This window comes from Paenibacillus sp. DMB20, from assembly GCF_000987955.1.
Lineage (GTDB): Bacteria > Bacillota > Bacilli > Paenibacillales > Paenibacillaceae > Paenibacillus_AQ.
On the sequence record NZ_LAZU01000006.1, the window covers coordinates 1 to 25,681 of the forward strand.

25 protein-coding genes are annotated in these 25,681 nt (G+C 51.8%); 13 read left to right on the forward strand and 12 right to left on the reverse strand.

Features of this window, described 5'->3' with window-relative positions:
• Positions 1-442 precede the first annotated feature (442 nt).
• The 3 genes from XI25_RS02045 (at position 443) to XI25_RS02055 (ending at position 3,434) form a co-directional block, all read left to right on the forward strand.
• Positions 443-1,666 (forward strand): glycosyl hydrolase family 8, encoded by a 1,224-nt coding sequence (locus XI25_RS02045; protein ID WP_046677141.1) that lies wholly within the window; start codon positions 443-445, stop codon positions 1,664-1,666.
• A gap of 297 nt (positions 1,667-1,963) precedes the next feature.
• Positions 1,964-2,230 carry a CD3324 family protein gene (locus XI25_RS02050; protein ID WP_046677142.1) on the forward strand — a complete coding sequence of 89 codons (267 nt, stop codon included), beginning with the start codon at positions 1,964-1,966 and terminating at the stop codon, positions 2,228-2,230.
• A gap of 157 nt (positions 2,231-2,387) precedes the next feature.
• A complete protein-coding gene (locus tag XI25_RS02055) occupies positions 2,388-3,434 on the forward strand; it encodes a phosphotransferase enzyme family protein (protein WP_046677143.1) in 1,047 nt (348 codons plus the stop codon).
• A 393-nt stretch (positions 3,435-3,827) separates the two neighbouring features.
• Here the strand turns inward: XI25_RS02055 and pruA are convergent, their stop codons facing one another.
• Both pruA and XI25_RS02065 read right to left on the reverse strand, forming a co-directional pair.
• Positions 3,828-5,375, reverse strand: a complete 1,548-nt coding sequence (pruA, locus tag XI25_RS02060; protein WP_046677144.1) for an L-glutamate gamma-semialdehyde dehydrogenase — start codon at positions 5,373-5,375, stop codon at positions 3,828-3,830.
• Positions 5,376-5,416: 41 nt separating this feature from the next.
• Positions 5,417-6,337, reverse strand: a complete 921-nt coding sequence (locus XI25_RS02065) for a proline dehydrogenase family protein (RefSeq protein WP_046677145.1) — start codon at positions 6,335-6,337, stop codon at positions 5,417-5,419.
• 555 nt (positions 6,338-6,892) lie between these two features.
• Here XI25_RS02065 and XI25_RS02070 point away from each other — a divergent pair.
• The 4 genes from XI25_RS02070 (at position 6,893) to XI25_RS02090 (ending at position 10,943) form a co-directional block, all read left to right on the forward strand.
• The gene (locus tag XI25_RS02070) at positions 6,893-8,179 is read left to right on the forward strand and encodes a sigma-54-dependent Fis family transcriptional regulator (RefSeq protein WP_046677146.1); all 1,287 of its coding nucleotides are present in this window, start codon (positions 6,893-6,895) and stop codon (positions 8,177-8,179) included.
• 314 nt (positions 8,180-8,493) lie between these two features.
• Positions 8,494-9,441, forward strand: coding sequence for a glycosyltransferase family 4 protein (locus XI25_RS02080; protein WP_046677148.1), 948 nt, complete (start codon positions 8,494-8,496; stop codon positions 9,439-9,441).
• Between the two features lie 33 nt (positions 9,442-9,474).
• The gene (locus XI25_RS02085; protein WP_046677149.1) at positions 9,475-10,191 is read left to right on the forward strand and encodes a glycosyltransferase family 2 protein; all 717 of its coding nucleotides are present in this window, start codon (positions 9,475-9,477) and stop codon (positions 10,189-10,191) included.
• Positions 10,188-10,943: a glycosyltransferase gene (locus tag XI25_RS02090; RefSeq protein WP_046677150.1), complete on the forward strand. Its 756-nt coding sequence runs from the start codon at positions 10,188-10,190 to the stop codon at positions 10,941-10,943. Before XI25_RS02085 ends, XI25_RS02090 begins: the two co-directional genes overlap by 4 nt.
• An 89-nt stretch (positions 10,944-11,032) precedes the next feature.
• Here XI25_RS02090 and XI25_RS02095 read toward each other — a convergent pair whose 3' ends face one another.
• A complete protein-coding gene (locus XI25_RS02095) occupies positions 11,033-13,651 on the reverse strand; it encodes a glycosyltransferase (RefSeq protein ID WP_052759417.1) in 2,619 nt (872 codons plus the stop codon).
• A 195-nt stretch (positions 13,652-13,846) separates the two neighbouring features.
• Between XI25_RS02095 and XI25_RS02100 the strand changes: the two genes are divergently transcribed.
• Positions 13,847-14,272, forward strand: a complete 426-nt coding sequence (locus XI25_RS02100; RefSeq protein WP_052759418.1) for a DUF2642 domain-containing protein — start codon at positions 13,847-13,849, stop codon at positions 14,270-14,272.
• 24 nt (positions 14,273-14,296) lie between these two features.
• Positions 14,297-14,497 (forward strand): hypothetical protein, encoded by a 201-nt coding sequence (locus XI25_RS02105; RefSeq protein WP_046677151.1) that lies wholly within the window; start codon positions 14,297-14,299, stop codon positions 14,495-14,497.
• On the opposite strand, the gene XI25_RS02110 is transcribed toward XI25_RS02105, so the two are convergent.
• Positions 14,472-15,812, reverse strand: a complete 1,341-nt coding sequence (locus tag XI25_RS02110; protein ID WP_052759419.1) for a glycosyltransferase family 2 protein — start codon at positions 15,810-15,812, stop codon at positions 14,472-14,474. The genes XI25_RS02105 and XI25_RS02110 overlap by 26 nt on opposite strands.
• Before the next feature lie 467 nt (positions 15,813-16,279).
• Here XI25_RS02110 and XI25_RS02115 point away from each other — a divergent pair, with 467 nt between their 5' ends.
• Both XI25_RS02115 and XI25_RS02120 read left to right on the forward strand, forming a co-directional pair.
• Complete coding sequence (locus XI25_RS02115; protein ID WP_046677152.1) at positions 16,280-16,684, forward strand: DoxX family protein; 405 nt, start codon at positions 16,280-16,282, stop codon at positions 16,682-16,684.
• A gap of 123 nt (positions 16,685-16,807) precedes the next feature.
• The gene (locus XI25_RS02120) at positions 16,808-17,632 is read left to right on the forward strand and encodes a helix-turn-helix domain-containing protein (protein WP_046677153.1); all 825 of its coding nucleotides are present in this window, start codon (positions 16,808-16,810) and stop codon (positions 17,630-17,632) included.
• Positions 17,633-17,714: 82 nt separating this feature from the next.
• Here the strand turns inward: XI25_RS02120 and XI25_RS02125 are convergent, their stop codons facing one another.
• Positions 17,715-18,617, reverse strand: a complete 903-nt coding sequence (locus XI25_RS02125; RefSeq protein WP_046677154.1) for an alpha/beta hydrolase fold domain-containing protein — start codon at positions 18,615-18,617, stop codon at positions 17,715-17,717.
• A 163-nt stretch (positions 18,618-18,780) separates the two neighbouring features.
• Between XI25_RS02125 and XI25_RS02130 the strand changes: the two genes are divergently transcribed.
• A complete protein-coding gene (locus tag XI25_RS02130; RefSeq protein WP_046677155.1) occupies positions 18,781-19,203 on the forward strand; it encodes a DUF1801 domain-containing protein in 423 nt (140 codons plus the stop codon).
• Between the two features lie 125 nt (positions 19,204-19,328).
• On the opposite strand, the gene XI25_RS02135 is transcribed toward XI25_RS02130, so the two are convergent.
• From XI25_RS02135 to XI25_RS02165, 7 genes are all read right to left on the reverse strand, one after another.
• Positions 19,329-19,769, reverse strand: a complete 441-nt coding sequence (locus XI25_RS02135) for a DUF6376 family protein (protein ID WP_046677156.1) — start codon at positions 19,767-19,769, stop codon at positions 19,329-19,331.
• Positions 19,770-19,884: 115 nt separating this feature from the next.
• Positions 19,885-20,397: a hypothetical protein gene (locus tag XI25_RS02140; protein WP_052759420.1), complete on the reverse strand. Its 513-nt coding sequence runs from the start codon at positions 20,395-20,397 to the stop codon at positions 19,885-19,887.
• A 121-nt stretch (positions 20,398-20,518) separates the two neighbouring features.
• Positions 20,519-21,634 carry a GGDEF domain-containing protein gene (locus tag XI25_RS02145; protein WP_046677157.1) on the reverse strand — a complete coding sequence of 372 codons (1,116 nt, stop codon included), beginning with the start codon at positions 21,632-21,634 and terminating at the stop codon, positions 20,519-20,521.
• Positions 21,635-21,761: 127 nt separating this feature from the next.
• Positions 21,762-22,412, reverse strand: coding sequence for an amino acid ABC transporter permease (locus tag XI25_RS02150; RefSeq protein ID WP_046677158.1), 651 nt, complete (start codon positions 22,410-22,412; stop codon positions 21,762-21,764).
• A gap of 87 nt (positions 22,413-22,499) precedes the next feature.
• A complete protein-coding gene (locus XI25_RS02155) occupies positions 22,500-23,162 on the reverse strand; it encodes an amino acid ABC transporter permease (RefSeq protein WP_046677159.1) in 663 nt (220 codons plus the stop codon).
• A 166-nt stretch (positions 23,163-23,328) separates the two neighbouring features.
• The gene (locus tag XI25_RS02160) at positions 23,329-24,138 is read right to left on the reverse strand and encodes an ABC transporter substrate-binding protein (protein WP_046677160.1); all 810 of its coding nucleotides are present in this window, start codon (positions 24,136-24,138) and stop codon (positions 23,329-23,331) included.
• A 27-nt stretch (positions 24,139-24,165) separates the two neighbouring features.
• Positions 24,166-24,894, reverse strand: a complete 729-nt coding sequence (locus XI25_RS02165; RefSeq protein WP_046677161.1) for an amino acid ABC transporter ATP-binding protein — start codon at positions 24,892-24,894, stop codon at positions 24,166-24,168.
• Positions 24,895-25,121: 227 nt separating this feature from the next.
• Between XI25_RS02165 and XI25_RS02170 the strand changes: the two genes are divergently transcribed.
• On the forward strand, positions 25,122-25,580 hold the full coding sequence (locus XI25_RS02170) for a DUF2243 domain-containing protein (RefSeq protein WP_046677162.1): 459 nt from the start codon (positions 25,122-25,124) through the stop codon (positions 25,578-25,580).
• Positions 25,581-25,681 lie beyond the last annotated feature (101 nt).

Sequence of the window (25,681 nt, forward strand, 5' to 3'; positions counted from 1 at the left end):
CTTAAGAGATAAGAAAGTATAAACAAAAGAGGATTGCCATCCTGATCTCGCAAGAAAAAACTTCCGCTAAATGCGGTCTGTCTTCTGAGAAAGTACGTCGATAGACGTTTTTTCTTATTTATACAAGAAAGAAAGCGAGACTCCTATCATTTACAATAAAATACATTTCTAATATAATGAAAGAAACAATTCATATTTTTGGAATTTTCAATGCGTTTCAATCTACCAATCTACCAATCTACCGATCCATTCATCCTTTCGACCTCTTATTTCCATCCGAAGTTTCCACTCGTTTACGCTTTTCTTCCATGAAATCACGAAAAAGAACGCTGTCAGGTTACACGCTTTCCCTTAGAGGAGGTGATGCCGAAAATCGTACAGGCTGCGCCGGTTTAAAGCAAGAAGGTCGATCAACTATCAACTTTAAAGGAGTGTATCGTTGATGAGTAAACGCGGAGGTTCTATCTTTCGTAAAACCCTTCTATTGGTTTGCACGGTTGCTTTAATGCTCCCCGCGGGGATGTCATTTGCGGCTAATAAGCCTTTTCCGCAGCATACGACCTACACCAGCGGTTCAATCAAACCGAACAACGTATCCCAGAGCACGATGGACGACGCGGTCCGAACGAAATGGAACAGCTGGAAAGCATCCTTTTTAAAGCCGGCCGGAACGGGAAAATATTATGTGAAGTATAACTCGAAGGGAGAGACCGTTTCCGAAGCGCATGGCTACGGCATGTTGTTCACGGTGCTTATGGCCGGTTACGACAGCAATGCGCAGACATATTTTGACGGACTGTACCGATATTATAAGGAACACCCCAGCAATAACAATCCATACCTAATGGCATGGAAGCAAAACAGCAGTTTCGAGAACATCGGCGGAACCAATTCGGCGACGGACGGCGATATGGATATCGCGTATGCCCTGCTTCTGGCGGAACGCCAGTGGGGCAGCAGCGGCTCTGTCAATTACCTGGAGGCGGCCAAAAACATCATCAATGCGATCATGAGCCACGACGTGAACTCATCGGAATGGACGCTCCGTCTCGGCGATTGGGCGACCAGCGGATCCTTCGATAAGGCGACGCGGCCGTCCGACTTTATGATGAACCATATGAAGGCGTTCCAGAAAGCGACGGGGGACGCGAGATGGACGCAGGTCATCGACAAGACCTACGCGATCATCAACTCGGTTCACGGCAGCTACAGCCCCAATACCGGGCTGCTCCCCGACTTTTTGGAAAAGTCCGGCAGCAATTATCAACCGGCCGAACCGGAGTTTCTGGAATCCGAACATGACGGGAAGTATTTTTACAATTCCTCCCGTACTCCATGGCGGATCACCACCGATTATCTGATAACCGGGGATAACCGCGCGATAAACCAGCTGAACAAGATGAACAGCTTCATCAAAAGCGCCACGAACAGCAACCCTGCCAATGTTCGTGCGGGATACAATTTGAACGGATCGCCGCTCGTCTCTTATAACAGCGGAGCTTTTTACGCCCCGTTCGGCGTCAGCGCGATGACGTCATCGTCTAACCAGAGTTGGCTGAACTCCGTCTGGAATTATACGGCGAACGCCTCGGCGGAAGGTTATTTTGAAGAAAGCATCAAGCTGTTCTCCATGATTGTCATGTCAGGCAACTGGTGGACTTATTAAGCCTTGGATTCAAGCCGCTGACGGACTCGGCCCTGAAGCGGCTTTTTTGCCGTCTGGGTCCTTGCAGCATGGACTTGTCCGTCCGTATTATATACTTGAGAAAAGATGCATAAAAGGAGGCTCGCGGATATGGGAAGGTTTAAGATTCGCTCTATGCAGGTTTGCACGATAAGGCAAGCGGTTGCTTGCATGGAGCCGAATGAAATCATAACCGCTATATCTAGCTGATGATTCTGTAATATCGTGCAGACTTTGCAACCTTAAAATATCAACTATTTTTTAAGGAGCAGAGCCCGTATGAAATATATCAATGCAGAGAATATTTTTCCGCCGGAATTACTGAAGGAAATTCAGGAATATATACGTGGCGGCATAGTATATGTCCCCAAACCGGAAGGATCGTTTAAAAAGTGGGGCGAAAACTCGGGGAGCCGGATGGTTTTGAAGCGCAGGAATGAGGAAATCCGCCAGCGGTTTTCCGATGGCGTAACGATGGAGCAGCTATCGGACCAGTTCTTTCTTTCCTTTGACAGCATTAAAAAAATCGTGTATTCAAAAAAATAACTTACCAAGGCACGTCGGATGAAATCTGGCGTGCCCTTCTGCCGTTATTGCGAAATGCCCGTGTGCAAAATACGGTTTAAATCGTTTGCTGCATATACCGACAGATCGCCTGTGCCTCATAATGAATGCAGATTAACACCTTGTTGGAGGAGAAGATATGAAGCCATTTTTTCAAAAGGACACGGATGATCATCGAAGAGAATTGCTGGACCGGGCAAGGCATATCGCGCTGACGGCACTTCGACAGTATGATTTGGCATGGGAAAGGATTAAATTTGTTGGGCTATCGGACACGATTACGTATAAAATCGAAACGAATTCAGGGGAGGCCTTCCTTTTGCGGATTCATTCCGATCGAATGAGCATGGAGGAAATCCGCTCGGAGCTTGAGTTTCTTCAGTCGTTGGAGGAGTTGGTGAATCTGACCGTGCCTGCTGGGGTGAAGAGCCGTCAAGGTTCCCATGTATTGGAGGTTGAAACCGAAGCAGGGTACCGGCGCCCTTATGTCACGATGATGCGTTGGGTCGATGGGGAGCATGCTAGCGGCAGAATAACGGACAGCCAGGCTTACCAAATGGGCCTATTGATGGGGAGGCTTCATGATGCCGCGGCGGATTTCGTCCCGTCCTCTGAATTTGTACGACCTGTATGGGGGGAAGACAGTTTTAGAGACGACATGGCGAAATTGGAGCAGTATTATGCCTGTTTTCTATCGAGTGAGGGATGGGGGTTATACCAGGCTGCGGCCGGAAAGGTTCTGTCGGAGATTTCCATGATGGAGCCAAACCTTCATCATTACGGACTCATTCACGCAGATTTGCATTCCGGCAACATCGTGTTTAAACATGACCGACCTTTTCCGATTGACTTCGGAAGATGCGGATACGGCTATTTTCTGTACGATATGGCAGGAGCGATGCTCGAGCTTCATCCGAAGCTTCGCCGAAAGTTTATTCAGGGGTATGAGAGTGTAAGAGGGCTCGAAAGCGGGTATGTACGGGATCTGGAATGTTTTTTCGTGATGTTCATGATCGAGAATTACTGCCACCATGCCCCTGATCCAAGGGAAACATCCGGGCTACTGCATGAACAACCGTTTGCCCAAGCCTACATAAGAGCATATTTGAACGAAACTTCGTTTTTGTTCGATGTCATTGAACCCGTGACCGTCGGTGAACCGGTTAGAGTGGAAGAGGGGAATTAAAACCGGAGCCGGAGGTTTTTTTGGGGAATGGCATGGGCGGCGGCCAGTCTGATGCACAGTCCTCGGTTCCCGCCTGAGAAGCCATGGATTAGCTTAATATTTGCAACCCTTAGGCGAAAGTCCTTTTCAGGATGCTGAGATGAAATAAGAAGACTGGACCAAGGTTGGATGTAGACTAACCTCGATCCAGTCTTATCGTTTTATGGAGCCAGGAGCTTTAGCGATCCGTCGTCACTTATATTTAGCTCAGTGGGTGCAGATATCAGCCATCCCTTGTATCTTGCTCAAGTCATTGCCGAGATCGTTATTGCTCGCATTTTGTTCGGAGATTGCAGCGATTCACCTAGCGTTCTTGCTGCCGATTATTTTCGGAGGGGGACTCTCTTTCCAAAGTTACCATTTCTCCGATACCAACTTCGCTTGGGTGAACAACAACAAATAATCGCGCCCTCCCGCCTTGGAATCGGTGCCCGACATGTTGAATCCGCCGAACGGATGCACGCCGACGAGGGCGCCGGTGCATTTGCGGTTGAAGTACAGATTGCCGCAGTGCATATGGCGGCGCGCATATTCCAGATGCTCTCGGTTGCGGCTGAATACCGATCCGGTCAACCCATATTCGGTATTGTTGAATATATCGATCGCCTGTTTGAAATCACCGGCCTTGCAGACGGCAAGCACCGGCCCGAATATTTCCTCGTGCATGATGCGGGCCTCCGGCGCGACATCCGCGAATACGGTCGGCTGCAAATAAAAGCCGTCGCCTTCCGCAATATCGCCTCCGGCGACCAAGCGTCCTTCCGCTGCTCCAATCTCCATATATTCTTTAATTTTATTGTAGGCACTCTCATCGATAACCGGCCCGATCGGGTAGTTTTCTTCCGGCAAACCGATGGTAAGCTGTTTTGTTTTCTCAATAATAAGTTCGAGCACCTCGTCATATTTGTCCCGATGAATGATGGCACGGGAGCCGGCGGAGCATTTTTGCCCCTGGAAGCCGAAGGCGGATGCGACGATCGCTTCTGCCGCTTCGGCGGAATCGGCGCTGCTGTCCACGACGATGCCGTCTTTGCCGCCCATCTCGGCGATGAGACGTTTGATCCAGAGTTGCCCTTGCGCGGGGCGGGCTATCCGTTCGTTGATCCGCAGTCCGACATCACGGGAGCCGGTGAAGGAAACGAAGCGGGTACGCGGATGATCCACGAGCAGATCGCCGATCTCTCCGCCTGAACCGGGAACGAAATTCAGCACCCCCGGCGGAAGTCCGGCCTCTTCCATCAGCTCGGCGAACCGTGCGGCGATCACCGGTGCCGTTGAAGCCGGCTTGAGTACGACCGTGTTTCCGGCAACGATGGCGGCGCAGGTCATGCCGGCCATAATGGCAAACGGGAAGTTCCATGGCGAAATGACGACGCCGACGCCGAGCGGAATGTACGTCAGACGGTTTTCCTCGCCGGGGGTCGGAGTCAGCGGCTGCGGCTCGGCGAGGCGAAGCATCTCCCGGCCGTAGAACTCAAGGAAGTCGATCGCTTCGGCGACATCGGCGTCCGCCTCGCCCCAGTTCTTGCCGACTTCGTACACGAGCCAGGCGGAAAATTCGAACTTGCGCCGGCGAATGAGGGCAGCGGCCTTGAACAGGTAGCCCGCTCTGACATCCGGGGCGACATGCTGCCAATCCTGGAAGGCGGCATCCGCAGCTTCAATCGCTTGGCGTGCCAAATCGGCATCCGCCTGCGAGACATAGCCGACGATTTGTTTCAATTGTCCGGGATTGATGGAAGCGGAACGTCTGTCGGTCATGATCTCCTGACCGTCGATGCGGAGCGGGTAAGCACGGCCTAATTGGGCACGGACATGCTCTAATGCATCCTGCATGGCCTGACGGTTAACCTCCTGCTTAAAATCGGTAAACGGTTCATTGCGGTATTCCACCATCGTCATAATAACGCCTCCCATGATATAGATATGACAAGAAATCACAGTTACGACTTGAATAGAGATTTCAGCACAAAACCTACGTTCGCAGGCCGTTCCGCCAGACGGCGCATGAAATAGCCGTACCAGTCATTGCCGAACGGAACGTAAATCCGCATCGTATATCCTTCATTGGCCAGCTCGCGCTGAGCCTGGGTGCGAATGCCGTAGAGCATCTGAAATTCGAACTGGCTGCGAGGGATGTTGTGTTCGTTCACGAATTGCTTGACATGCCGGATGATATTGTCGTCATGAGTGGCTATGGCTGCGTAGTCGCCGTTTTTGAGGTGCTGTTCGATGATGCGGATGAAATTGCGGTCTACGTCTTCCTTGTTCGGATAGGCGACGTCGGGCGATTCCTTGTAGGCGCCCTTCACGAGGCGCAGGTTCGGCCGGAACCGGTGCAGCTTGTCGATATCGTCGGCGCTCTTGTACAGGTAAGCCTGAATGACCAGGCCGACGGTGTCGCCGTATTCCTCGCGCAACTCGCAGAAAATATCGATGGAAGCTTCGTTGTGCGCATAATCCTCCATGTCGATGCGAACGAAATTGCCGCAAGCGGCGGCGGTGTCCAGGATGCCCCGCATGTTGCGCATGCACAGCTCGCGGGACAGATCCAGTCCGAGCTGGGTCATCTTCAGCGAGAGATTCGAACGTACGCCGCTCTTCTCGATCTCCTTCAGCGTGCGGATGCAGAACCGGGTTGATTCCAGCGCCTCATCCTCCGTAAGAATGAATTCCCCCAAATGATCCAGAGTCGCTACAATGCCGTCTTCATTAAGCTGACGGACCGCCGACACGGCATCCGCAATTTGTTCGCCGGCGACGAAACGGCGGGCACCGAAGCGCAAGCCGTACTTCTTGGCCGCACGGTTGGCCGCACGGTTTTTGGACAAAAACAACAGACCATTTCTCAATAAGCTTTCCATCCGCGCTTCTTCCTTTCACTTTCATAAAAGTGTTCAAAAAATGGACATATATTATGTTTATGATTAAATATAATCATAAAGTACTGGAAATGTAAACACATTCTTTTGTAGTAAATGGAATTTTGGAAGGGAGAGGTAAGGGAACAGCAGGACTTCTCCTTTCTAACGGACATACAGTCCGTTAAAGACGTTTACAGCATTTTTTAAAACTTTAACGGACATAGAGTCCGTCAGAGTCGGTTGGCGAGTATGATTCAGCAGGTTTTAAGCGTGTAACGAATCATATGTCCGTTAGCATTCGCCAAACGTTCGTTTTATTTTTCTAACGGACTATATGTCCGTAGCCTTACGCCAAGAGATACACCGGCGTCATGTGAAGGAAGCGGTATCATGCCCGGTTGGTGCAGAAAATTGCAAAACGTAAAGGACCCCGTCCGATTGGCAACAACTATTGCAAACCGTTAAGGGCTTTGCCATAATTTGTAGATATAGAATTTGACTAATTGACTACACGCAATAACCTATTACCTAATAAATTGTGCATGGAGATGAACCATGGGTAAGTCTGAGATAATGGAAGCCGTGCTGGGCGGTTTGCTCGGTGCGATGAACGATGCCGTCACCGTGATTGACAGCGAGGGGGCGGTAATGTATTGGAACCGGGTCGCGGAAGAGACGTACGGGATTACCGGCGACGATATTATCGGGCGTAAAATAGGGGATTTTTTTCAGAGGGAATCGATTATGCTCTTTCAGGTCATGGAAAGCGGCCGTGCAGTGCATCAGGTTTATCATGAGCCGCGTCCGGGCGTGCACGTCATGATCAACGCGGCCCCGGTCACGGATGCTTCCGGGAAGCCGATAGGCGCTTTGTCCATCGAACGGGACATATCGTCCTATGTGAGATTAAGCGCTGAAATGTATCATCATCCGGAGGGACAGCCGCTGCTGCCCGCCGTTTTCCCGTCCGCGCTGCGGGAGCCGCTGCGGACGGTATTCTCTCTGGGGCAGCCGCTGCTGCTCGCAGGTGAAGCGGGAGTCGGACGGACGTCGATCGCCGAATGGCTGCACCGGAGCTCCGGCCGGACCGGACGGTTCGTGATGGTCAGCTGCAGCACGGTGCCCGAAGGCATGCTGGAGGCGGAGCTGTTCGGCTACCAGGGAGTAGAGGAGCGGGCCGGTAAGCTGGATTTGGCGGCGGAAGGGACGCTGTACCTGAAAGATATCGACGCGCTGGCCCCGTCGATGCAGGAGAGGCTTGCAGGCATGCTGCGGGTATCGCGTTACGAGCGGCTGGGAGGCACGGCATCCGTTCCGCTGCAGTGCAGAGTCTGCGGCTCCGTCGGGCCTGCAGCCGACCTGAAGGAACGCTTGCTGCCTTCCTTGCGGTATGCCTTTCAGCTTTATGAGGTACCGCCGCTGCGCGACCGGAAGCAGGATCTGCCGGAGTTATGCCGGCTCTTCCTGCACCGGGCGGCCTCCCAAGCCGGTTTGACCGGGCCGGAGCTTATGCCGGACGCGATGGCGGCGGTATCCGCCTGCGATTGGCCGGGAAACCTGACGCAGCTGAGGAATGCGATGGAATACGCCGTAGCCGCCGCGGCCGCAGCCGGGACCGGAGCCGTGACGTCAGCTCAACTGCCGGAGTATGCCCGCTTGACGACCTTGAATGAACTCACCGACCCGGATCTTCCGCTCAGTGTCCATTCGGGGGAATGGGAGCGCGCACGCATCGCGGAGATGCTCGAGCGCGCGGGCGGGAACAAGGCCAAGGCCGCACGCATGCTGGGCATCTCGCGCGGCGCGCTCTACTACAAAATGAGGCAGTACGGTTTAGAGTAAACAAACCGTTCCTTATTTGTAGGCGTCCGCCATTTTCATTTCTCTAAAATAGAAAACAAAACAGCCTACCGCATTCATTACGGTAGGCTGTTTTTCTGGGATTAGGGATAATCGAAAGATGCCGGGAGAGACTCGCGCAGACTCGAAGGCATGCATCTTTAGCTGAATCGCTCTTTCGTCAGCCCTAGTCCTTCCTTTGCATTTGGACCAATTCATCATTTTTGCCATGTCCGTAACTTGTCGGCCTTGGCTCGAATATGATCGTTATAAGCGTATTTGAACTACCTCTAGAAGAGAAAAAGGAGGGCGGCCGCATGCGGAGGCATTTATTAATCTACGATGTCGATTGGTGGATCCTCGGAAAGAACGCCAAAATCCTTCAACGCTATCATCCCTGTCTCGATATCATGTCCGCCGAACAACTGGACCGGTATATCGGGGCCCACGGAAGCGGAGAGCTGAACGATACGTATGAAGTGATATCGTCCATGTGCCTGGGATTGGCTGCCTACGCCATATTCAAGCATGTGCGGGTGGATTCCTCGGCTGCGGTTTCCTATTATTATTTCTCCAAAGATTACCATGCGTTTCGCGAATGGGAGGATCGCATCGAACCGGATATCTCTTTTCTGCAGCTTGTGCTGTCCCGGATCGGCACCATCGGGGCAATTAACCGCAAGCTGGCGGAAACGATCCAGGAGCTCGTTCCCGCCGTTCCCGTCCAATATATCAGGCAATTCGTGGATGACGGTCTCTTTAAACCGAACCACTCGAATCGATCGGGACGACAAGATGAATTTGTCATCGGATGGGCCGGCGACAAGGGGAAAGCGTCGAAAAATTACGACAGGCTCTATCTTCCCGTAAAAAGACATTATGAAAACCATCCCCGAATCCGGTTTGTGGAAACCTGCGGGGAACGCTCCCATGAAACCATGCCCGGGTTTTATCACAACATAGACTTGCTGTTTATAACCTCGGCCAATGAAGGAGGGGGAGCCACCGCGCTTGAAGCATACGCCTGCGGCATACCCGTTCTGTCGACAAATGTCGGATATGTCAAGGAAGCGGCGCCGCCGGAAGCCCACCATCTCATTCTCGACAGCGATGATCCGGCACGGTTTATCCGAATGATAGACGAAATTTCTACGCAGAGAGAAATGCTGACGGAAATCGGAAGGAAGTGCAGGTCGAACATAGAGGCATTTTGGACCGTCGATCATGCGGTGAAAAGCTGGCTTTCCGTTCTGTTCCGCATTTGAGTAAGAGAAGACAAATGTCTGGGAGGCTTTACGATGTTTAAGGAAGTGTCCGTTCTGATTCCTTATCAGCCGGATGGCGGTCCGAGAGACGAAGCTTTCCGGTGGATACGGGACTTTTACGGCATGATGATGCCGGAAGCGCAGCTGTGTGTCGGCGAATTGGAAGGCGAAACGTTCAGCAGGTCCCGCTCCATCAACCTTGCGGCAGCCCAGGCCGAACGAAGCGTCTACGTCATCGCGGATGCCGATATTATTTACGACCCTGGCCTAATCATGAAATCGATGGAGTGGCTCGCCAACGGCCGGTGGGTGATCCCTTTCAGCTATATGAACCGCCTCTCGGAAACCTATTCCAAGCGCCTGCTCGAGCGGCCGGCGGAATGGCCGATCCAAATGGAGGTCGATACCCTTCCCAGCCATGCCGCATATTTTGTCGGCGGATTAAACGTGCTGACCCGGGACTTTTTTGAAAAGGTGGGCGGCTATGACGAACGGTTTATCGGATGGGGGGGAGAGGACGATGCCTTTGCCCATTCCCTCGATACGCTCGCCGGGGAGCATGTCCGGCTTGAAGGGGAAATCATCCACTTCTGGCATCCTTTTGTGGGACCCGAAGGAAACCCTCATTATGCCTCCAATTATAAGTTATACGACAGATACAAGGCAGCGAAAGGAAAGATGGAAGAGATGGGGCGACTCATCGGGGAAAGAGCGGAGAAAGATGAACGCAAAGGAGAAACCCGCCCATGAAATTATCGGTCATTGTTCCGGTACTCAACGAGGAGACGTTTATTCCGCTTTACGTGGAAAGCGTATCCGCCTTTGCCGATGAAATTATTATGGTGGACGGAGGAAGCACGGACGGCAGCCTGGAGATTGCGGCTCGGCTTGAAAAAAGCTATCCGGTCCGTTTGATTACGATGCCGCAGACCGGACTGCCCTATTCCGACGATTGGAACGAATCGAAGGTACGCAATTTTCTAATCGATCAAGCCTGCGGAGATTGGATTATGAATTTGGACATCGATGAGGTGCCGGGTGACAGCTTCAAGGAAAAGCTTCCGGAACTGATGAACCAATCCGAGTTTGACGTATTCCAGTTTCCCTTTTTCAATTTTTGGAGAGACCCCTGGACGCTTCGGATCAATAGTCCCGGAGATGAACGGTGGTCCAACGATATTATCCGCATGTGGCGTTCGGGAACGGGTATCCGGTATAAGGACGAGAAGCATCACTGCACTTTGGAGGCGGGAGAAGGAAAAAGCATCTGGAGCCTGCCGAGAGGCCGGGTTGATGTGGGCATATACCATTATCATTACGCTTTGGGAAAAAGAATCAAGTATAACGACAACCGCCGCGGGGATGTCAATCTGCTGTCCAACCAAGGGGAGCCGGACTGGAGCCATACCCACAATGATTACAGCATACGGACGATTCCATTTGAAGGGGAGCATCCTTATGTGATACGGAAGTATCTTGAACGATTGAACCCTCATCCGTAACGCCATCCTAAAAGCTCATCCGGTGTCAGCCAATAACTGACAGGGGTGAGGGCTTTTAGGACGTGGCTGGCCTTAACGCAAGTCCGGGATCAGATTCGTGCAAGCGGGCGAAGAATCTGCTGAATCAATGGATCGGCGAGCGGCTCCTGAAGAGTGGCGATGCCCGGGAATTCCGAGCGGAGGACCTCAAGCTGATCGCGAGAGTAGCACAAGGAATCGGCAATCCGGTACCAGGCCTTCAGGTTAGGGAGAGGGTGGGGTTCACCGCAATAAATGACGGCATCAAATGTTGTCTCTTCGAAAAGATCCAGCCGATTGGTGAAATAGAGATGCTTACCGATCTTGCGGATTCCGATAAGCGGATACTGGTAATAGGTTTGTACATGAGCTATAACAAGGCAGTCTTCTTGATCGGCGAGGGCCCGGACCATCTGCTGCCATCGTTGGGATTGAACCGTCCACGCTGCATTTCCCAGGATGAGCACGCATTTGCGGCCCGAGGGAATCCGCTTGGAGACCTCATCCGCAGTTTCCGCCAGATCGAAGATGGAATCCGGACGTTTGGGCCATTGCCATTCCTTATTCCATTTCTGCTCATAATAGGTCTTGTTCTTTTCCCACAACGATTCATACACCGCCGGCGCCAGCTTTTTGATTGTGGCGCTGCCATGATGATAGACAAAAGCGTCCTCAACGACAACCAGACGGTAACCGAGCTGCTTTACCTGTTCGCAGTAATCATCGTCTTCAAACATGCCAATGCCGTAGGCAGGGTCCAGGGGACCGATGTGATCAAAAATTTCGCGTCTCATGGCCACGCAGAAGAATCCGAGAAGCTCGGTATCGCGGATGCTCCCCTTGTAGAACGAATAAAAGTCTTTCAGCCAGTTCGGATCCGCTCCATGGACCGGATTTCCCGCAAAATGGTCGACGGCTTGATCATTGCCGACATGGTTGGACATCGGTCCGGTCATGCCGATCTCCGGATGCTGAAGCATCGGCCGCAGGAGCCTGCTGACCCAGCTTCCGTCCGGAACAATGGTATCGTTATTCAGCAAAATCAAGTATTGTCCCGAGGCTTCCCGGCAGCCTAGAGAGTTGCCTGAGGCAAATCCCAGATTTTCGGAGGAGTAAATCACCTTGACGCTTCGACTCTCTACGGTTTTCAACTGCATGGGGGTCTGATCCGTCGATCCATTATCCACAATGACGATCTCCATGTTCGGATAGCGGTCTTTCCCCAACAGTCTTTTCAGACATTGCTCGGTGTAGGACCAGTTATTATGGGTCACGATGATAATGCTTACGCTCGGAAACAGATCTTTTAGGATCCAGCCGTTCAACTCCTCATATCTCTGCTTCCATGTATTTCGGGAAGCGAACGCCAGCCCTGAAGTCAAAGCCCGGGTATCCGCTGCGGTCAGGGCTTTTTCCACCGCCTTCTCAAACGCCTCATAAGTAGGACAGATCGCGGCCAAATCCGAAGCGATCGCTTCAAGCTCAGGCAAGCGGGTCGACACCACCGGTTTTCCCGCCGCGAGATATTCGTACAGCTTGACGGGGTTGGTGGCTTGGGTTAGAGCATTGTTTAAGAACGGAATCAACGCTACATCAAACCGCTTCAGATACGATGGAAGCTCGGTATACGGTTTTTCGCCGAGAAACATGACGTTCCCGAGCTTTTCGGCCCGAGAGATATCGCATCCGAAGGTATGACCGATCAGGACAAATGTCCAATCCGGGTGTTTACCGGCCAAATATTCAATGAGTCCGATGTCGAACCAATCCGATATGGCACCGTAGTAGCCGAGGATCGGCCCCTGAACTTCCTGCAGCTCAGGCGGCGGGGAAGAACTTCCGGAAGAACCGTTGAAGAAATTCACGTCCGCGGCATTACGCAGCAAATAAGTTAACGGATGACGATTCCGCAATCTGCTATGAAGCAGCCGGGATGAGGTAAGAATCATGTCCGAACGGCGGATTAATCCGCCTTCCTGATCCAGAACGACGGATGCGTTCGTGGAAAAGCCCGAATGATCATCCATGCAATCATAGATCACCGGATGGCGGTCCATGGCTTTGACGAGCGGGGTCCAGAAAGGAAGGTCGACGATCGATACCGCATGGTTGACCTGGAATCTGGATTTTGCGTAATCCAGAGACCATTTCATGTATTGAATGTCCAGCGGGCTCATCGCGTCCTTGTATATGTTCAGATCCTGGTAAGAGCACAGGCTCACGATCCATATATTGGGGGCAATATTCTTGAATTTTACATGGCGAGTCACTTCTTCAAACGTGGCCTCTTCTTTCCGGATGCCTGTCAATTGGGGATGCATGTAAAATACTCGATGATGATGCAGGGCGAACTGCCGGGACATCTGCTGCGGACGCTGCCATCTGAAATCCCAATCGATAACCGGGAACCGGAAAATATCGTACCGCGCCAGCTCATCCGAGGCTTTTTTCCAATCCGCCTGAGTCCCTTCGGCAGACAGCGGGCGATCGACGGGAAGCGGGAACCCATGGAGTTCCGGAACGGGGTCAGCCGGAGCCGCAGAAGGGGTACTGCAACCTGCTGTCGGAGCATTCAATACAGGTCGGGGAAGCTTCCGGTAAGAAGTCGGGGATCCGTGCCTCCCTTTACGCGGACCGGAGGCTGCAGGTTTGTTTGCGGCTTTCCGCGCGCTTCTTTTGTGCTTTTTCAACTTTTTTCTCCTCCCTAACCATTTGTCTATACAACGTATGTTTCTGAGCGAACATCCGCGCATGGGTGAAACACCAGTTTCAGGCGGTTTAAAGCGGCAGATCGCTTATGGGTATTTGCTTATCTTTGCCTCCGAAAGTTACAACCATGTCCGCTAATACATATGGTATCTAAGAAAAAAAGAGGAGGCAGACTAATGACGGTCATTTGGCACAGAAAAAAGAAAACTCATTGTGACAATGATGAAATGCCAAGGAAAACCCCGGTCCGCCGGAAACGTAAAAAAGCGGGAGTTATATCCAAAAAATGGGGTTCGCTGTACCGCCGGTTCAGCCGGAGCATAGCGCTGCTCAAGCTGCAGGTGAGACGGCTTGGAAATGCCCTTGAGACCCTGACTGGTAGGGTGAACGCCGTACAACAGCAGGTGGATACCTTAGCAGGCGGGCGCCGGGCAATCATCGGTCTCTTGAACGGCCGCCTGAACACGACATTAACCATTGAAACGCCGGGAGGGACGGTTTTTGGCACACTGATCACCGTTGGCGCAGACCATGTACAAATACTGGAGCCGACCGGAGCGATTGTTCTTTTGCCGATTCGGAACATTCTAACCGTTTCGTAGAAATGACAAGGAGGAATCATAAGAATGAATTTTTCGGATGCTTTGGCTTCATTCTTGGGCAGAAGCGTTGAAATCGTTCAGCCCAATCAATTCCTTCTGGGTAATATAATAGGCGTCTCGGAAGGCGTATTTACGATTCAGCTGGAAAGCTCGAATTATATCCCGTCTGCCCAACAGGTATCGGTCTTTATTGACAGCGTTACTCTTGTTCGCGTTCTGCCGTAGGGTTTTCGGCCCCGGGATGCGAATCACGGACCTGGCTTTCCCTCCACCTTCTCCAGTAGGAGTAGCTTTCATGGTGGAGGTGAGTAACGCTTTCCCGCCTGATTCTCCGATGATACAGCGGCTCACTGATATATCGGATCCCGCTGTGTTCTATTACGCGTATAAGCAATTCCAGATCTTCATAGAGCCTGCCCTTCCAAGGGGCGGATATGTTCCAGCCGGAAAGGCTTCTGATCAAGGACGCCCTGTACATTCTGGGGGCGATCGGACTGGCGTTCGCTAGGATCGTCTGGGCGGTGATCGGATGAAGCGAACGCTTGATGCCTTGGTATGCAAGCTGTTTGTGGAATCGTTCCGCCCATTCGATGCGGTCTCCATAGATAAGGTTAGCCCGACTCCGATTCTTGGCTTCTTCGGCAAGGGTTTGCAGACAGCGGGGGGCGAGCCAGTCATCGGAATCAAGCTCCAGTATCCATGTCCCCTTCGCCAAGGCCAGCCCCCGGTTTAAGGCATGGGACTTTCCGAGATTACGGTCATGCCGGACCGTACGGATTCTGGAATCGGGGTGTTTCTTCAGAATCCGCCGCAGAACCTCTCCCGTAGAGTCGGTGGATCCGTCATCCACAATGATCAGCTCCCAGTTCGTAAAAGTTTGGGATAATACGGAGCGGATCGCCCAAGGCAAATACATACTGTCGTTATATGTGCATAACAGAACGGTGATCAGGGGGGTTGCCCCTTCCGGAAGCATGCCGGCATTTTGTGCCGGGCTTGCTTGCAGGATGGGCCGGATCGCGTTCCACTCTTCGGCCTCCTTGATAAAGCCGTGAGAAACGGCCTCGGTACCCATGAAAGCGGCAGAAGTCAGGGTACTCCAGGTTAAGCCCTGGTTTGATAACCGATGCTGTTTCTCGAGCAGAAGGTATCGTTCAAACGGCAGGTCCTCCCACCCCGCAAATCCTGGGTCCGGGCCGGAAAGCACGTGATCTGTCCTCCAAACAACAGGTCCGCGGGGAGGGGAGCAAGGTCTGTGGACGGAACTCGGGTGAGCGATCCGGACGCCGGCGGAATGATCCGGCAGATCGTCAAGGCAGGATAGCAGCCGCCGATGAATGTCCGCCGCTACCGATTCGCCGGCAAAAAAGGTCATAAAGAAGGGATGATGGGGGCTGGAGGCCAACGTATCGTTCATTATTTTTCCGATTTTCCCCTCCTCCAAGGGTACCGGCTGGGCCCAGGGAAGGGAGGAAGAGACGGAATGCACGGTCTGGATAAGGGCCAGACGGGAATTTCGGGGAAGAATGAAGGCCAGCATGGTTGGGTTTCACTCCTGTTCAGTCTTCAGGCGGCTCTTTAGATTCATGCTATGCCGCCCGCGCCCGGTTGACACTCCGGTTCTTGGAGCGGGAGCAAGGACATGGGGGAACAGAGGCAAAGATTAAATAATTCCTGTTGACAGAGACGGCACAATAATATATCTTAAATTCAAGACAAATCACTATATTAAAGTTAGTTAATTGAAAGGGGTAAGTTTAAAGTGCATAAACGATAGCCGTTCGGTTTTTTTAAGAGATAAGAAAGTATAAACTTCAGGGGTTTGCCATCCTTATCTCGCAAGAAAAATTTCCGCTAAATGCGGTCTGTCTTCTGAGAAAGAAAGTACGTCGATATACGTTTTTCTTTTAAGTCATATCTTAATATCAAGATATGCAAAAGAAAGATAATGTCGAGAGCAGGATATATTTAATAAATTCAAAATGAATATAATGGAGGAATTTAACAATGTTGATAGATTTGGGTTTGCTGATTCTTCGTTTGGTTGTCGGTTTGTCGTTTATGGCCCATGGTGCGCAGAAGTTGTTTGGATGGTTTGGGGGCTACGGTCCTAAAGGAACGGGAGGCTGGATGGAATCGATCGGCATGAAGCCGGGAGTTGTCATGGCGGTTGCCGCAGGTTTAATGGAGTTTGTGGGCGGGCTGCTGTTAGCTTCAGGATTGTTGACGATTCTGGGCGCCGCCCTGATTATTCTGACCATGGCCGGAGCGATTGCGAAGGTCCACGGCAAGAACGGCTATTGGGCAACGGCCAACGGGTACGAACTGAACCTGTTGATCATTGCTGTTGCGCTGGCCGTAGCTTTAACCGGAGCAGGGGCCTATTCGTTGGATGCCTTGATATTCGGCTAACCGATATCCAAGGCCGTCAGTGACTCAACCGTCAGTTGATTTTGAGGTTAAAATCAATTGACGGGTTATTGTGTATCCTTTGTGGGGGACATACACTGGTATTCACAAAGGAGTTGGTGGAGCATGAAAAATAAACTGTCCCGAAATATCAGCATTTACCGGAAAGAAAAGAAGCTTACCCAGGAGTCGTTGGCCCAACTGCTCGGAGTAACCTACCAGGCGGTATCCAAATGGGAAAATGCCCAAACCATGCCCGATATATCGATGCTGCCGGCTTTGTCCCAAGCGCTCGATGTCAGTATCGATAAGCTTTTGGGTTACGCCTCCCGGGATAAGAAAATTACGATTTACGAGGAGGAATACCGCGCGCCGGATTATTATTGGGGGATTGAACCGGCCGCAGCCTGTATGCGTATTTTGGAGATTCTTCCGCCGACCCGTCCCCTGAAGCTGCTCGATATCGGGTGCGGGGAGGGAAAGGACGCTGTATTTTTTGCCCGAAACGGGTATGAAGTGACCGCCATGGATGTATCGGACGCAGGTCTGGACAAGACCCAAAGACTTGCAGACCGGATCGGGGTTCATGTTCAGGTTGTGAAGGCGGATATTCTGGATTTTCGCTTGGATTCCTGCTTTGATATCCTTTATTCAAGCGGAGTGCTGCATTATATCAAACCGGAATACCGGGATGAAATCTTTGCGAACTACAAGCAATTTACGAATCCGGACGGCATTCATATGTTCAATGTATTTGTAAACAAGCCCTTTATCGCGCCGCCGCCCGAAAAGGAGCCGAACGCGTACCGGTGGATATCCGGCGAATTGCTTACGCACTATCATGACTGGTTCATCGAGGAGAGCTCTGAGGTGGTATTTGACTGCAATTCGTCCGGGGTTCCCCACAAGCATGCCATGGCTCGGATGGCCGCCCGTAAAATCGGGCTATGACTGCGGCTAAGGCGACGTTTCGGGATGCCCGCGAAACGGCTTGATCAATGCAAGCACTTCCATCTCGCGGGCATGCTCCGAATCATTCCTTATCCAAATCATGCTCCATCAAGTCTTGCAGCCGGCGAAGGGCATCCTCGCCCTCGGGCATCGGGAAGAGAGGCCATACATGCATCATGTCCTCGTACTCCCAGTATTCGGTCTCAACGCCCGCTTGGAGCAATTTGTCGCGCAGCAGACGGGCATCCGGCAGCAGGGAATCGTCCGTTCCGATGAGAATCACCGTATCCGGCAGGTCTTTCATCTCCCCAAACAGCGGACTGACGGCGGGATCGTCCATTGGCCGTTTTCCCGCATACATTCTGCCTACCGACCCGAGTCCCGCAGGCTGCAAAAATACGTCCCGCCGGTCGATACCGAGCTCGGCAATCTGCGGGTTGTCCGTAGCGGCGTCGACCCATGGCGAGAGCAGAATCAGCCGTTTCGGCTTCAGTCCCGCCTTCTTGCATTCCTGCGCTATATTCAGCGCCAGCGCGCCGCCAGCCGAGTCGCCCATCAGATATACGGGGCCTGCCGCTTGAGATGCAGCAAATTCGTAAAAATCCCGCATCAACGCGGTAAGCTTTTCGGCATCTACGGCCGGCACGGTAGGGTAATTGGGCATGAAGACCGTTATTCCCGTGTTCTCGCCCCATCGTCTCACAAAATCAAAGTGGGGCGGGAGAATTTCTTCGATGAAGGCTCCTCCGTGCAGATAAATGACCAGGCCTTTTTCCCGTTTCCCCTGCTTCACATAATAATTCATGCGTTCTCCGGAACCGTCTTCGAAAGAACGGGTCTCAAACCCTTCCTGCTTCTCGGGAAGCGCAGGATAGGGAGGCAGGGAATCGATATACCGCCGGATCGATTCGGCGTCCTCCCATTTATCGTTAAATCCCTCTGCGGTCAGCATGTTTTTTACTGCAATGCTTTCTTTGCTCGCCATATGGTTATGTCCTCCCCTTGATACGCTGGATCGTGTAATATCGTAGTCGAGATCGAATATACCATTACGCTTTGTGTTCTGCTGGGGCATTTGTTACACTTTGAAAACAAAGAGTGGGTCTTTTTTAGCGCCCCGGGCATCGGGCAAGGAGGGATTATCGAGCATGTACGAATTGAAGACCAAAGAGAACGACAATAGCGTAATAGAATTTATAGAGCAGGTTGAAAATCCGAAAAAACGGGAGGATGCCTTTCGGCTGCTGGATATTTTTACGGAGGCGACAGGGTTTCCGGCAAAAATGTGGGGACCGAGCATCATCGGGTTTGGATCCTATCATTACAAATATGAATCGGGGCATGAAGGGGATGCTCCGCTGGTCGGATTTTCGCCGCGAAGTTCAAAAATCAGTTTGTATTTTGCAACGGGGGACCCCGAGCGCGAAGCGCTGCTTCAGAGCTTGGGCAAACATTCGGCGGGGAAGGCTTGCGTGTACATCAATAAACTTGGGGACATTCAAGTGGATGCGCTGAAAGCTTTAATTATTCAATCCGTGAAATTTCTTCAAAAAACTTATCCGAGCGCGTAAAGAATATACAAATGCTGTTTTCATGAACGAAAGACGGGGGACCGGAAAGAGGCATGGTTGTTTCTTTTTCCTGGCCCCCCGGCGGGCAGAAGAGAGATGGTTAACCGGGTTAACCATGAATCAGGTTAAGGCTGCAAATTGCGGACCTGTTCCAGCGTATCTTGCAGCTGCTGAAGCGTTTGGGATATCTCCGTATTTTTAAAATCCGTAACGCCCTCTTTGATCTGTGCCAGATAATCATTGATTTGAAGACTCAGCGTATCGGTGTAGCCCGTGAGCTTTTCATGTATATCCCGGGCAAAGGCTGGAGCCTCAAGCTGGTTGAATTCCGAAATCCTCTGCTTCATATTTTCCAAATGCTCCGTCAGCTTCTCCTTCGCGCCGCTGTTATTCGCGGCCTCTTGAGCGAGTTCGGGGATCCGGTTGGCGAACGTTACCGTCTCGTTAATAAAGGCGGTTGCCTCGTCGGTATAATCGAGCGACTGGTTTACGTCCTCCACAAGGGAGCAGCCGGACAGAATCAATAGCACAAAAGCCATAGCGAGCCGGTAAAGTTTTCGTTTCATGGTCTACCTCCTGTATTCCTCAGATTTGCGCCACTTGGAGTTTATGAAAATAGGCCTGCCCAGGGTTCCGTTTTTATTACCCTATTGCCGGGTTTGTTGAAAATGACATAACGGATCATGAGGATGAGAGGCGTCGGAAAAGGCAGGTGCGGGTAAGGTCGGCCGCGCGGATTACGGTGTCGACGATATGGTCCAACGGGAAAGGCAAGCGTTCAATCATCGGTACTTTCCCGGGCATGCCTGCAGGAATGCCGGGGCCGAGCGCGTTCATATCGAAATTCGCAGAGGGAGCGGTATTTCCGCAAAGACGGGGGCTAAGCTTGCCGTCTTGTTTGCTTGCAAAAACAATGTATTCTACGCCGGGCTCGAAATGCGTCCACATATTGGAGTAAAGCTTGACGATGGTCTTCGCGGATTCTCCTTTCCACCAAGTGGAGACTTGAAAGGTCAGCTGTTCGGAATTTTCCGAAATGAACGTTCCCTTGAAGGTTAGGGCGGAGGAGGCCATCTCCTCTGCCGGAGGGGTGGAACGAGCGCATTTTAACGCCGAAGCTTCGGGAAGATGAAGATGGAGCAGCATACTGGCCGTTAACATAAGAGCAGCGAGAAACCGTACCCCTTTTTTCATGGAAAATCACCCCTTTGTACGTTCTTTATCCTTCAGACGAACCTTCCGGTTGCAAGGTTGCAAGAGGGCTGATCCCAAAAAACGCAGGCCCGATCCTTGAAAAGAGGTTAGGCCTGCGTTTTTATACAGCTGAAGGTTGAAGCTCCGTAACCGTCCGGTTCTTGCCGCCTCGCTTGGCGGCGTATAGCATGGAGTCGGCTTCGGAGAAAAGGGCCGTCCGCCCGGCTCCGCTTCGGTAGGAAGCGAGACCGACACTGACGGTGACGCATTTGCCGTTCATTTCATGATGGCTCAGGGCTTCAATTTGGGTCCGGATGACTTCGATGTTGCCGAGCGACTGCTCCGGCAGCTTGTCCGTAAAAATGATGGCAAACTCCTCGCCGCCGTACCTTGCGGCAATATCGTCGGAGGTCGAAAGCGACTGCTTGATAATCTGGGCGACGCGCTGGAGAATCACATCCCCTACGGCATGTCCGAACGTATCGTTCACCTTTTTGAAATTATCGATGTCGATGATGGCGAGCTGAAGCGGAAGGCCGTGCTGATCGCTTTGGGCGACCAGGTTGTCCAAATATTCGTGAAACGTCTTGTGGTTGTACAGATCGGTCAGGGCGTCGAATTTCGTCTGCCGGTCCATAATAACCGTGCGAATCAGCAAATCCTGTTCCGATTGAATAGCCTTGCTTAAATGCCGGCTAACTTCTTTTCCCCGTCTCAAAAGCCCGCACAGAATGATAAAGGCTCCGAGCATGATGACGGCGAACGCAGCCAAATCGTAGACGGCGCCGAATTGAAGCGGCCTGGGATGGATCGCATAAAAGGCAGCCAGCGCAACGATATTCGCAGACAGCGCAAAAATCAATTTCCGCTGTTGATCGTAAAACAGGGATATCATCATGGGAAGAAGGAGCGAGTATTTGATCCCGTCAACCGTCGGGTCTGCGGCAATCAGAACGGCTGAAAGGGCGGTTCCGGCCAAAATGATGAGATATGCGCCGACCCTTTTCAACCGTGGGATCATAAATTCGCAGCTTCCCATAATGGCCAATTGGAGGATGGAGGGGAGTCCGAGTTTATTAACGAGGACCCCGGGAAGGTCGGACAACTGATAGCTGCTCGTCATGAGCAAGGCGGCAACCTCGGCAATGAGCACGGCAAGAACGATAATCCAATAGAAATTCAGGATTAAGCGGTTCCACGAGTTGTCAAAGTCATTCGTTCCTTGCATCCGGTTCATTGCGATTTCACCACCTTTGCGGGAAGAATACCAAACTCAAATAGATTGTAAAAAATTTACATATATGACTGTGTTATCTTCATTGTAATATAGGGAATCAGAATAATCTATATTTTTGGCAGCGGCTTTAGAATTGTCTGGCTTCCAGCCTTCTGGCTACGATGGAGAGCGAATAATTGACCGTAAAATAAAGGAATGACGCCAGTATTAAAGCGGGGATCACATAGTCGAAACGGGAGCCCCCCAAAATCTGGACATGATGCATAAGCTCGGGCAGCGAAATGCTGACCGCAAGGGAAGTGTCCTTCAGCAGAGAAATAAACTGGCTGACCATAGGCGGCGACATGCGTCTAAGCGCCAGAGGCAGAATGACATGGCGAAGGGTCTGAACGTAACTGAGTCCGGACGAACGGGCCGCTTCAATTTGTCCTTTGTCAACCGAAACGAGGCCGCTGCGGACGATTTCGGCGATCATGGTTCCTTCAAACAGGCTGAGCCCGAACACAGCTGCCCAGAAAACCGATATATTCAGACCGGTCTGCGGCAGAACCATCCCGATAAAGAAGATGATGAACAGCAGAGGGAGATTGCGGACGGTATCCACGACGAAGGCGGTAAGCCTGCCGATAAACGGTAACCGCGTATAACGAAGCGTACCCAATATCAACCCCAAAATAAAGCTGAAAAATATGGATAAACCGGCCACCTGAAGCGTGATCATAAAGCCTTCCAAAAGATAACGAACATTGGGCCAGGAATAAGCCCCGATAAAATCCATCCGCTTTCGCCTCCTTTATTAGTGTAAGCCGGATCCCCAGCCCGTAAGAATACCGTTTGACCGGATATGGCGTTAGGCATTGAAAGTCTAGGAGCTTTTTGCCAGACGGCGCTCCATATAGTGGACGGCAAAACTAAGCGGCACGGTGAGAAGGAGATAAAACAGGGCAACGATCGTGTAAACCGTAAAGGGCAGGAACGTATCCGCACTGATCAAATCCGCATGATACATTAAATCAAGGCCGGCCACGACCGTCAAAATGGAAGTATTCTTAATCAGGTTTATCAGCTGATTGCCTATGGCGGGAAGCACGATCTTAACGGCCTGCGGCAGAACGATGTGGCGCATGGTCTGAAGATAGGATAGTCCCGACGAGCGAGCTGCCTCGGAATGGCCGGATGGGACCGCCTGAATGCCCGCCCGTATGGCTTCGGCGATAAATGACGAGGTGTACACGATGAGGCCCAGGGTGCCGGAAGTGAACCCGTCCATCGGAACGCCGAGCGAGGGAAGGCCGAGAAAGAAAAAGAAGACGACCACCAAAAGCGGAATGTTTCGGATAAATTCCACATAAGCGGTTCCGGCGGCGTTCAGCAGGCGAACGGGCGCGATCCTCATGATGGCGATGACCGTACCGAGCACCAGGCTGCCGACCAGCGACATGATGCTGATCCATATCGTATTGCCGAAACCCTCGATGAACCGGTCCCAATGGTTGAACAAAATGCTGAAATCCCAATATCGGCTCAAGACGAAAACCTCCTTTCGCTAAATCCGACGCGGGGCGGTCGGCAAAGATTCCCTTCCGCATTGTCCCATGCTTATGAAGGCTTGAAGCCGTCAAGGACGGTTTGCTTCAAGCCTTCGGGATTTTTGCTCCCGGATGCCCCGGAAAAGACTTTGCGGCAGAATAGGGTTATTCCGGCTTCACGCCCATCCAAAACTCATACAGCCTGTCATATTCGCCGCTGTCTTTCAGCTCCTTCAGCAGCTCGTTCACCGTATTTGCGAACTCCGTGTCACCCTTTCGAATCGCCATGCCGTACGGTTCATCGGTAAAGTTGCCGCCGACCAGAACAAAGTTCGGGTCCTGCTTCTGCATGCCGAGCAGAATGGCATTGTCGGTCGTCAGCGCATCGCCTTGACCGGCCTTCAAAGCGGTAAAGGCGTCCTGGTAATTTTCAAACTCCAGGACGATGGCGTCCGGCGCCTTTTCGCGGATATTTTTGGCTGAGGTCGAGCCTTTCACGGCCAATACTTTGGAATCCTTCGTCAAGCTTTCCAGGCCTTGAATCGGACTCCCCTTCTTTACGAGCAGCGATTGGCCCGCATTAAAATATACATCGCTGAAATCCACCTGTTTTTTACGCTCTTCATTGATTGTCATGGTGGCGATGATCAGGTCGATGTCTCCGTTCTGAAGCAGAGGGATACGGGTTTTGGACGTTACCTCCTTCAGTTCCACCTTCGTTTCGTCCCCGAGTATCTTTTTGGCGAGCGCTTTGGCGATATCGATGTCAAATCCTTCCACTTCCCCTGTGGCGGGGTTTTGAAGTCCGAACAGCTTGGTGTCATATTTGACGCCGGCAATCAATTTGCCCCTTTTCTTGATCGCCTCCAGCGTATCGGGCTTAGACTCGCCGCATCCCGCAGCAGTCAGTGCGATAAGCAGGAGCGACAGAATGCCCGCCGTCCAGCGAAGCGCGTGCCTTTTGCGTGAACCCATGTTACATGTCCCCTTTCCGGTTATGGTCTAGTGATGAATCAGACGGCTGAGAAATGTTTTGACTCTTTCCTCTCCGGGATTGTCGAAGAAAGAGTCGGAGGCCGTGTCCTCCACGATCCTGCCCTCATCCATGAAAATGACCCGGTCGGCGACTTCGCGGGCGAAGCCCATCTCATGGGTAACGATGACCATGGTCATCCCTTGATGGGCGAGCGAACGCATCACATCGAGCACCTCGCCGATCATTTCGGGATCTAGAGCCGAGGTCGGTTCGTCGAACAGCATGATTTTGGGATTCATGGCAAGCCCCCGGGCAATGGCTACCCGCTGCTGCTGGCCCCCCGACAGCTGTGCCGGATAGCTGTCCGCTTTATCGGCGATGCCGACCCTTTTCAAGTACGACATGGCCGTTTCCGCGGCTTTTTCTTTGGTCATTCCGAGGACTTTTATCGGTGCCAGCACGATGTTATCGATGACCTTTTTATGCGGGTAGAGGTTAAAGTGTTGGAAAACCATGCCGATTTCCCGGCGGAACCGGTTGATGTCGATCTTCTTGTCGTGCACGGGGACGCCGTTAACGATAAGGCTTCCTTCCGAAATGGGCTCCAGACGGTTAATGCAGCGCAGCAGGGTGCTCTTTCCGGAGCCTGACGGCCCGATGATGACCACGACTTCGCCCTGACGGATCGTCAGGTTAATGTCTTTCAGGACATGAAATTTGCCGAAGTATTTTTGAACGCCGACGAATTCGATCAAGAATAAATCCCCTCCCTTACGGCAAACGCCGGTTTAATGGCCTCCGGCCTATCAAAATGGGTGCCAGGCCCTTTTACACTGGTATGGTTTAACGAGCTTGTTCCATAACCATTGCCGTGAAAAATAAGCTTTCCAAAGCAAAAAAGTATAAATTTCCATATTCCGTCTATTTTCCGGCCGATTGGGTAAAACTATTAAAAAATGATAGGGGCAAAGGAGAGTTGGTTATGGAGCAATCGGTTCGAAGGACGCGTTGGGGAGGTTTTATTCTCGGTCTTGGCATTATGGGCTCGCTGGACGGGATTATTTTTCATCAGATTTTGCAGTGGCACAGCGTGTATATGGAGACCGACCGGCACGGCAAGCTGCTGAGCGACGGTTTATTTCATATTGCAGCCACGCTGCTCATGATTTGGGGAGCGCTTCTGTTGTGGCAAGCGGACAAGCCCCGGAAGCCTTACGGAATGCCGTTTCTTTTAGGATGGATTTTCATAGGCGGGGGCGTTTTCAACTTTACGGAAGGACTGATCAATCACCAGATTTTGCAGGTGCATCATGTGAAGCCGGGCGATCCGAACGAGTTGGCATATGATTTGGCCTTTCTGGCTTCGGGGCTGATTATGGCCGGAATCGGACTATGGCTTCGCCGCCCGAATAACGCATCGGCGCAAAGCCTGAAAGCCTAGCGGGGGGAAATCTCAGGGTTTCCGATTTGTCCCTGCATCCGCTGAAGCCTGTTTCTTTAGGAAATCTTTATCTTTTTCACAATTATTTTTAAATAATTTGC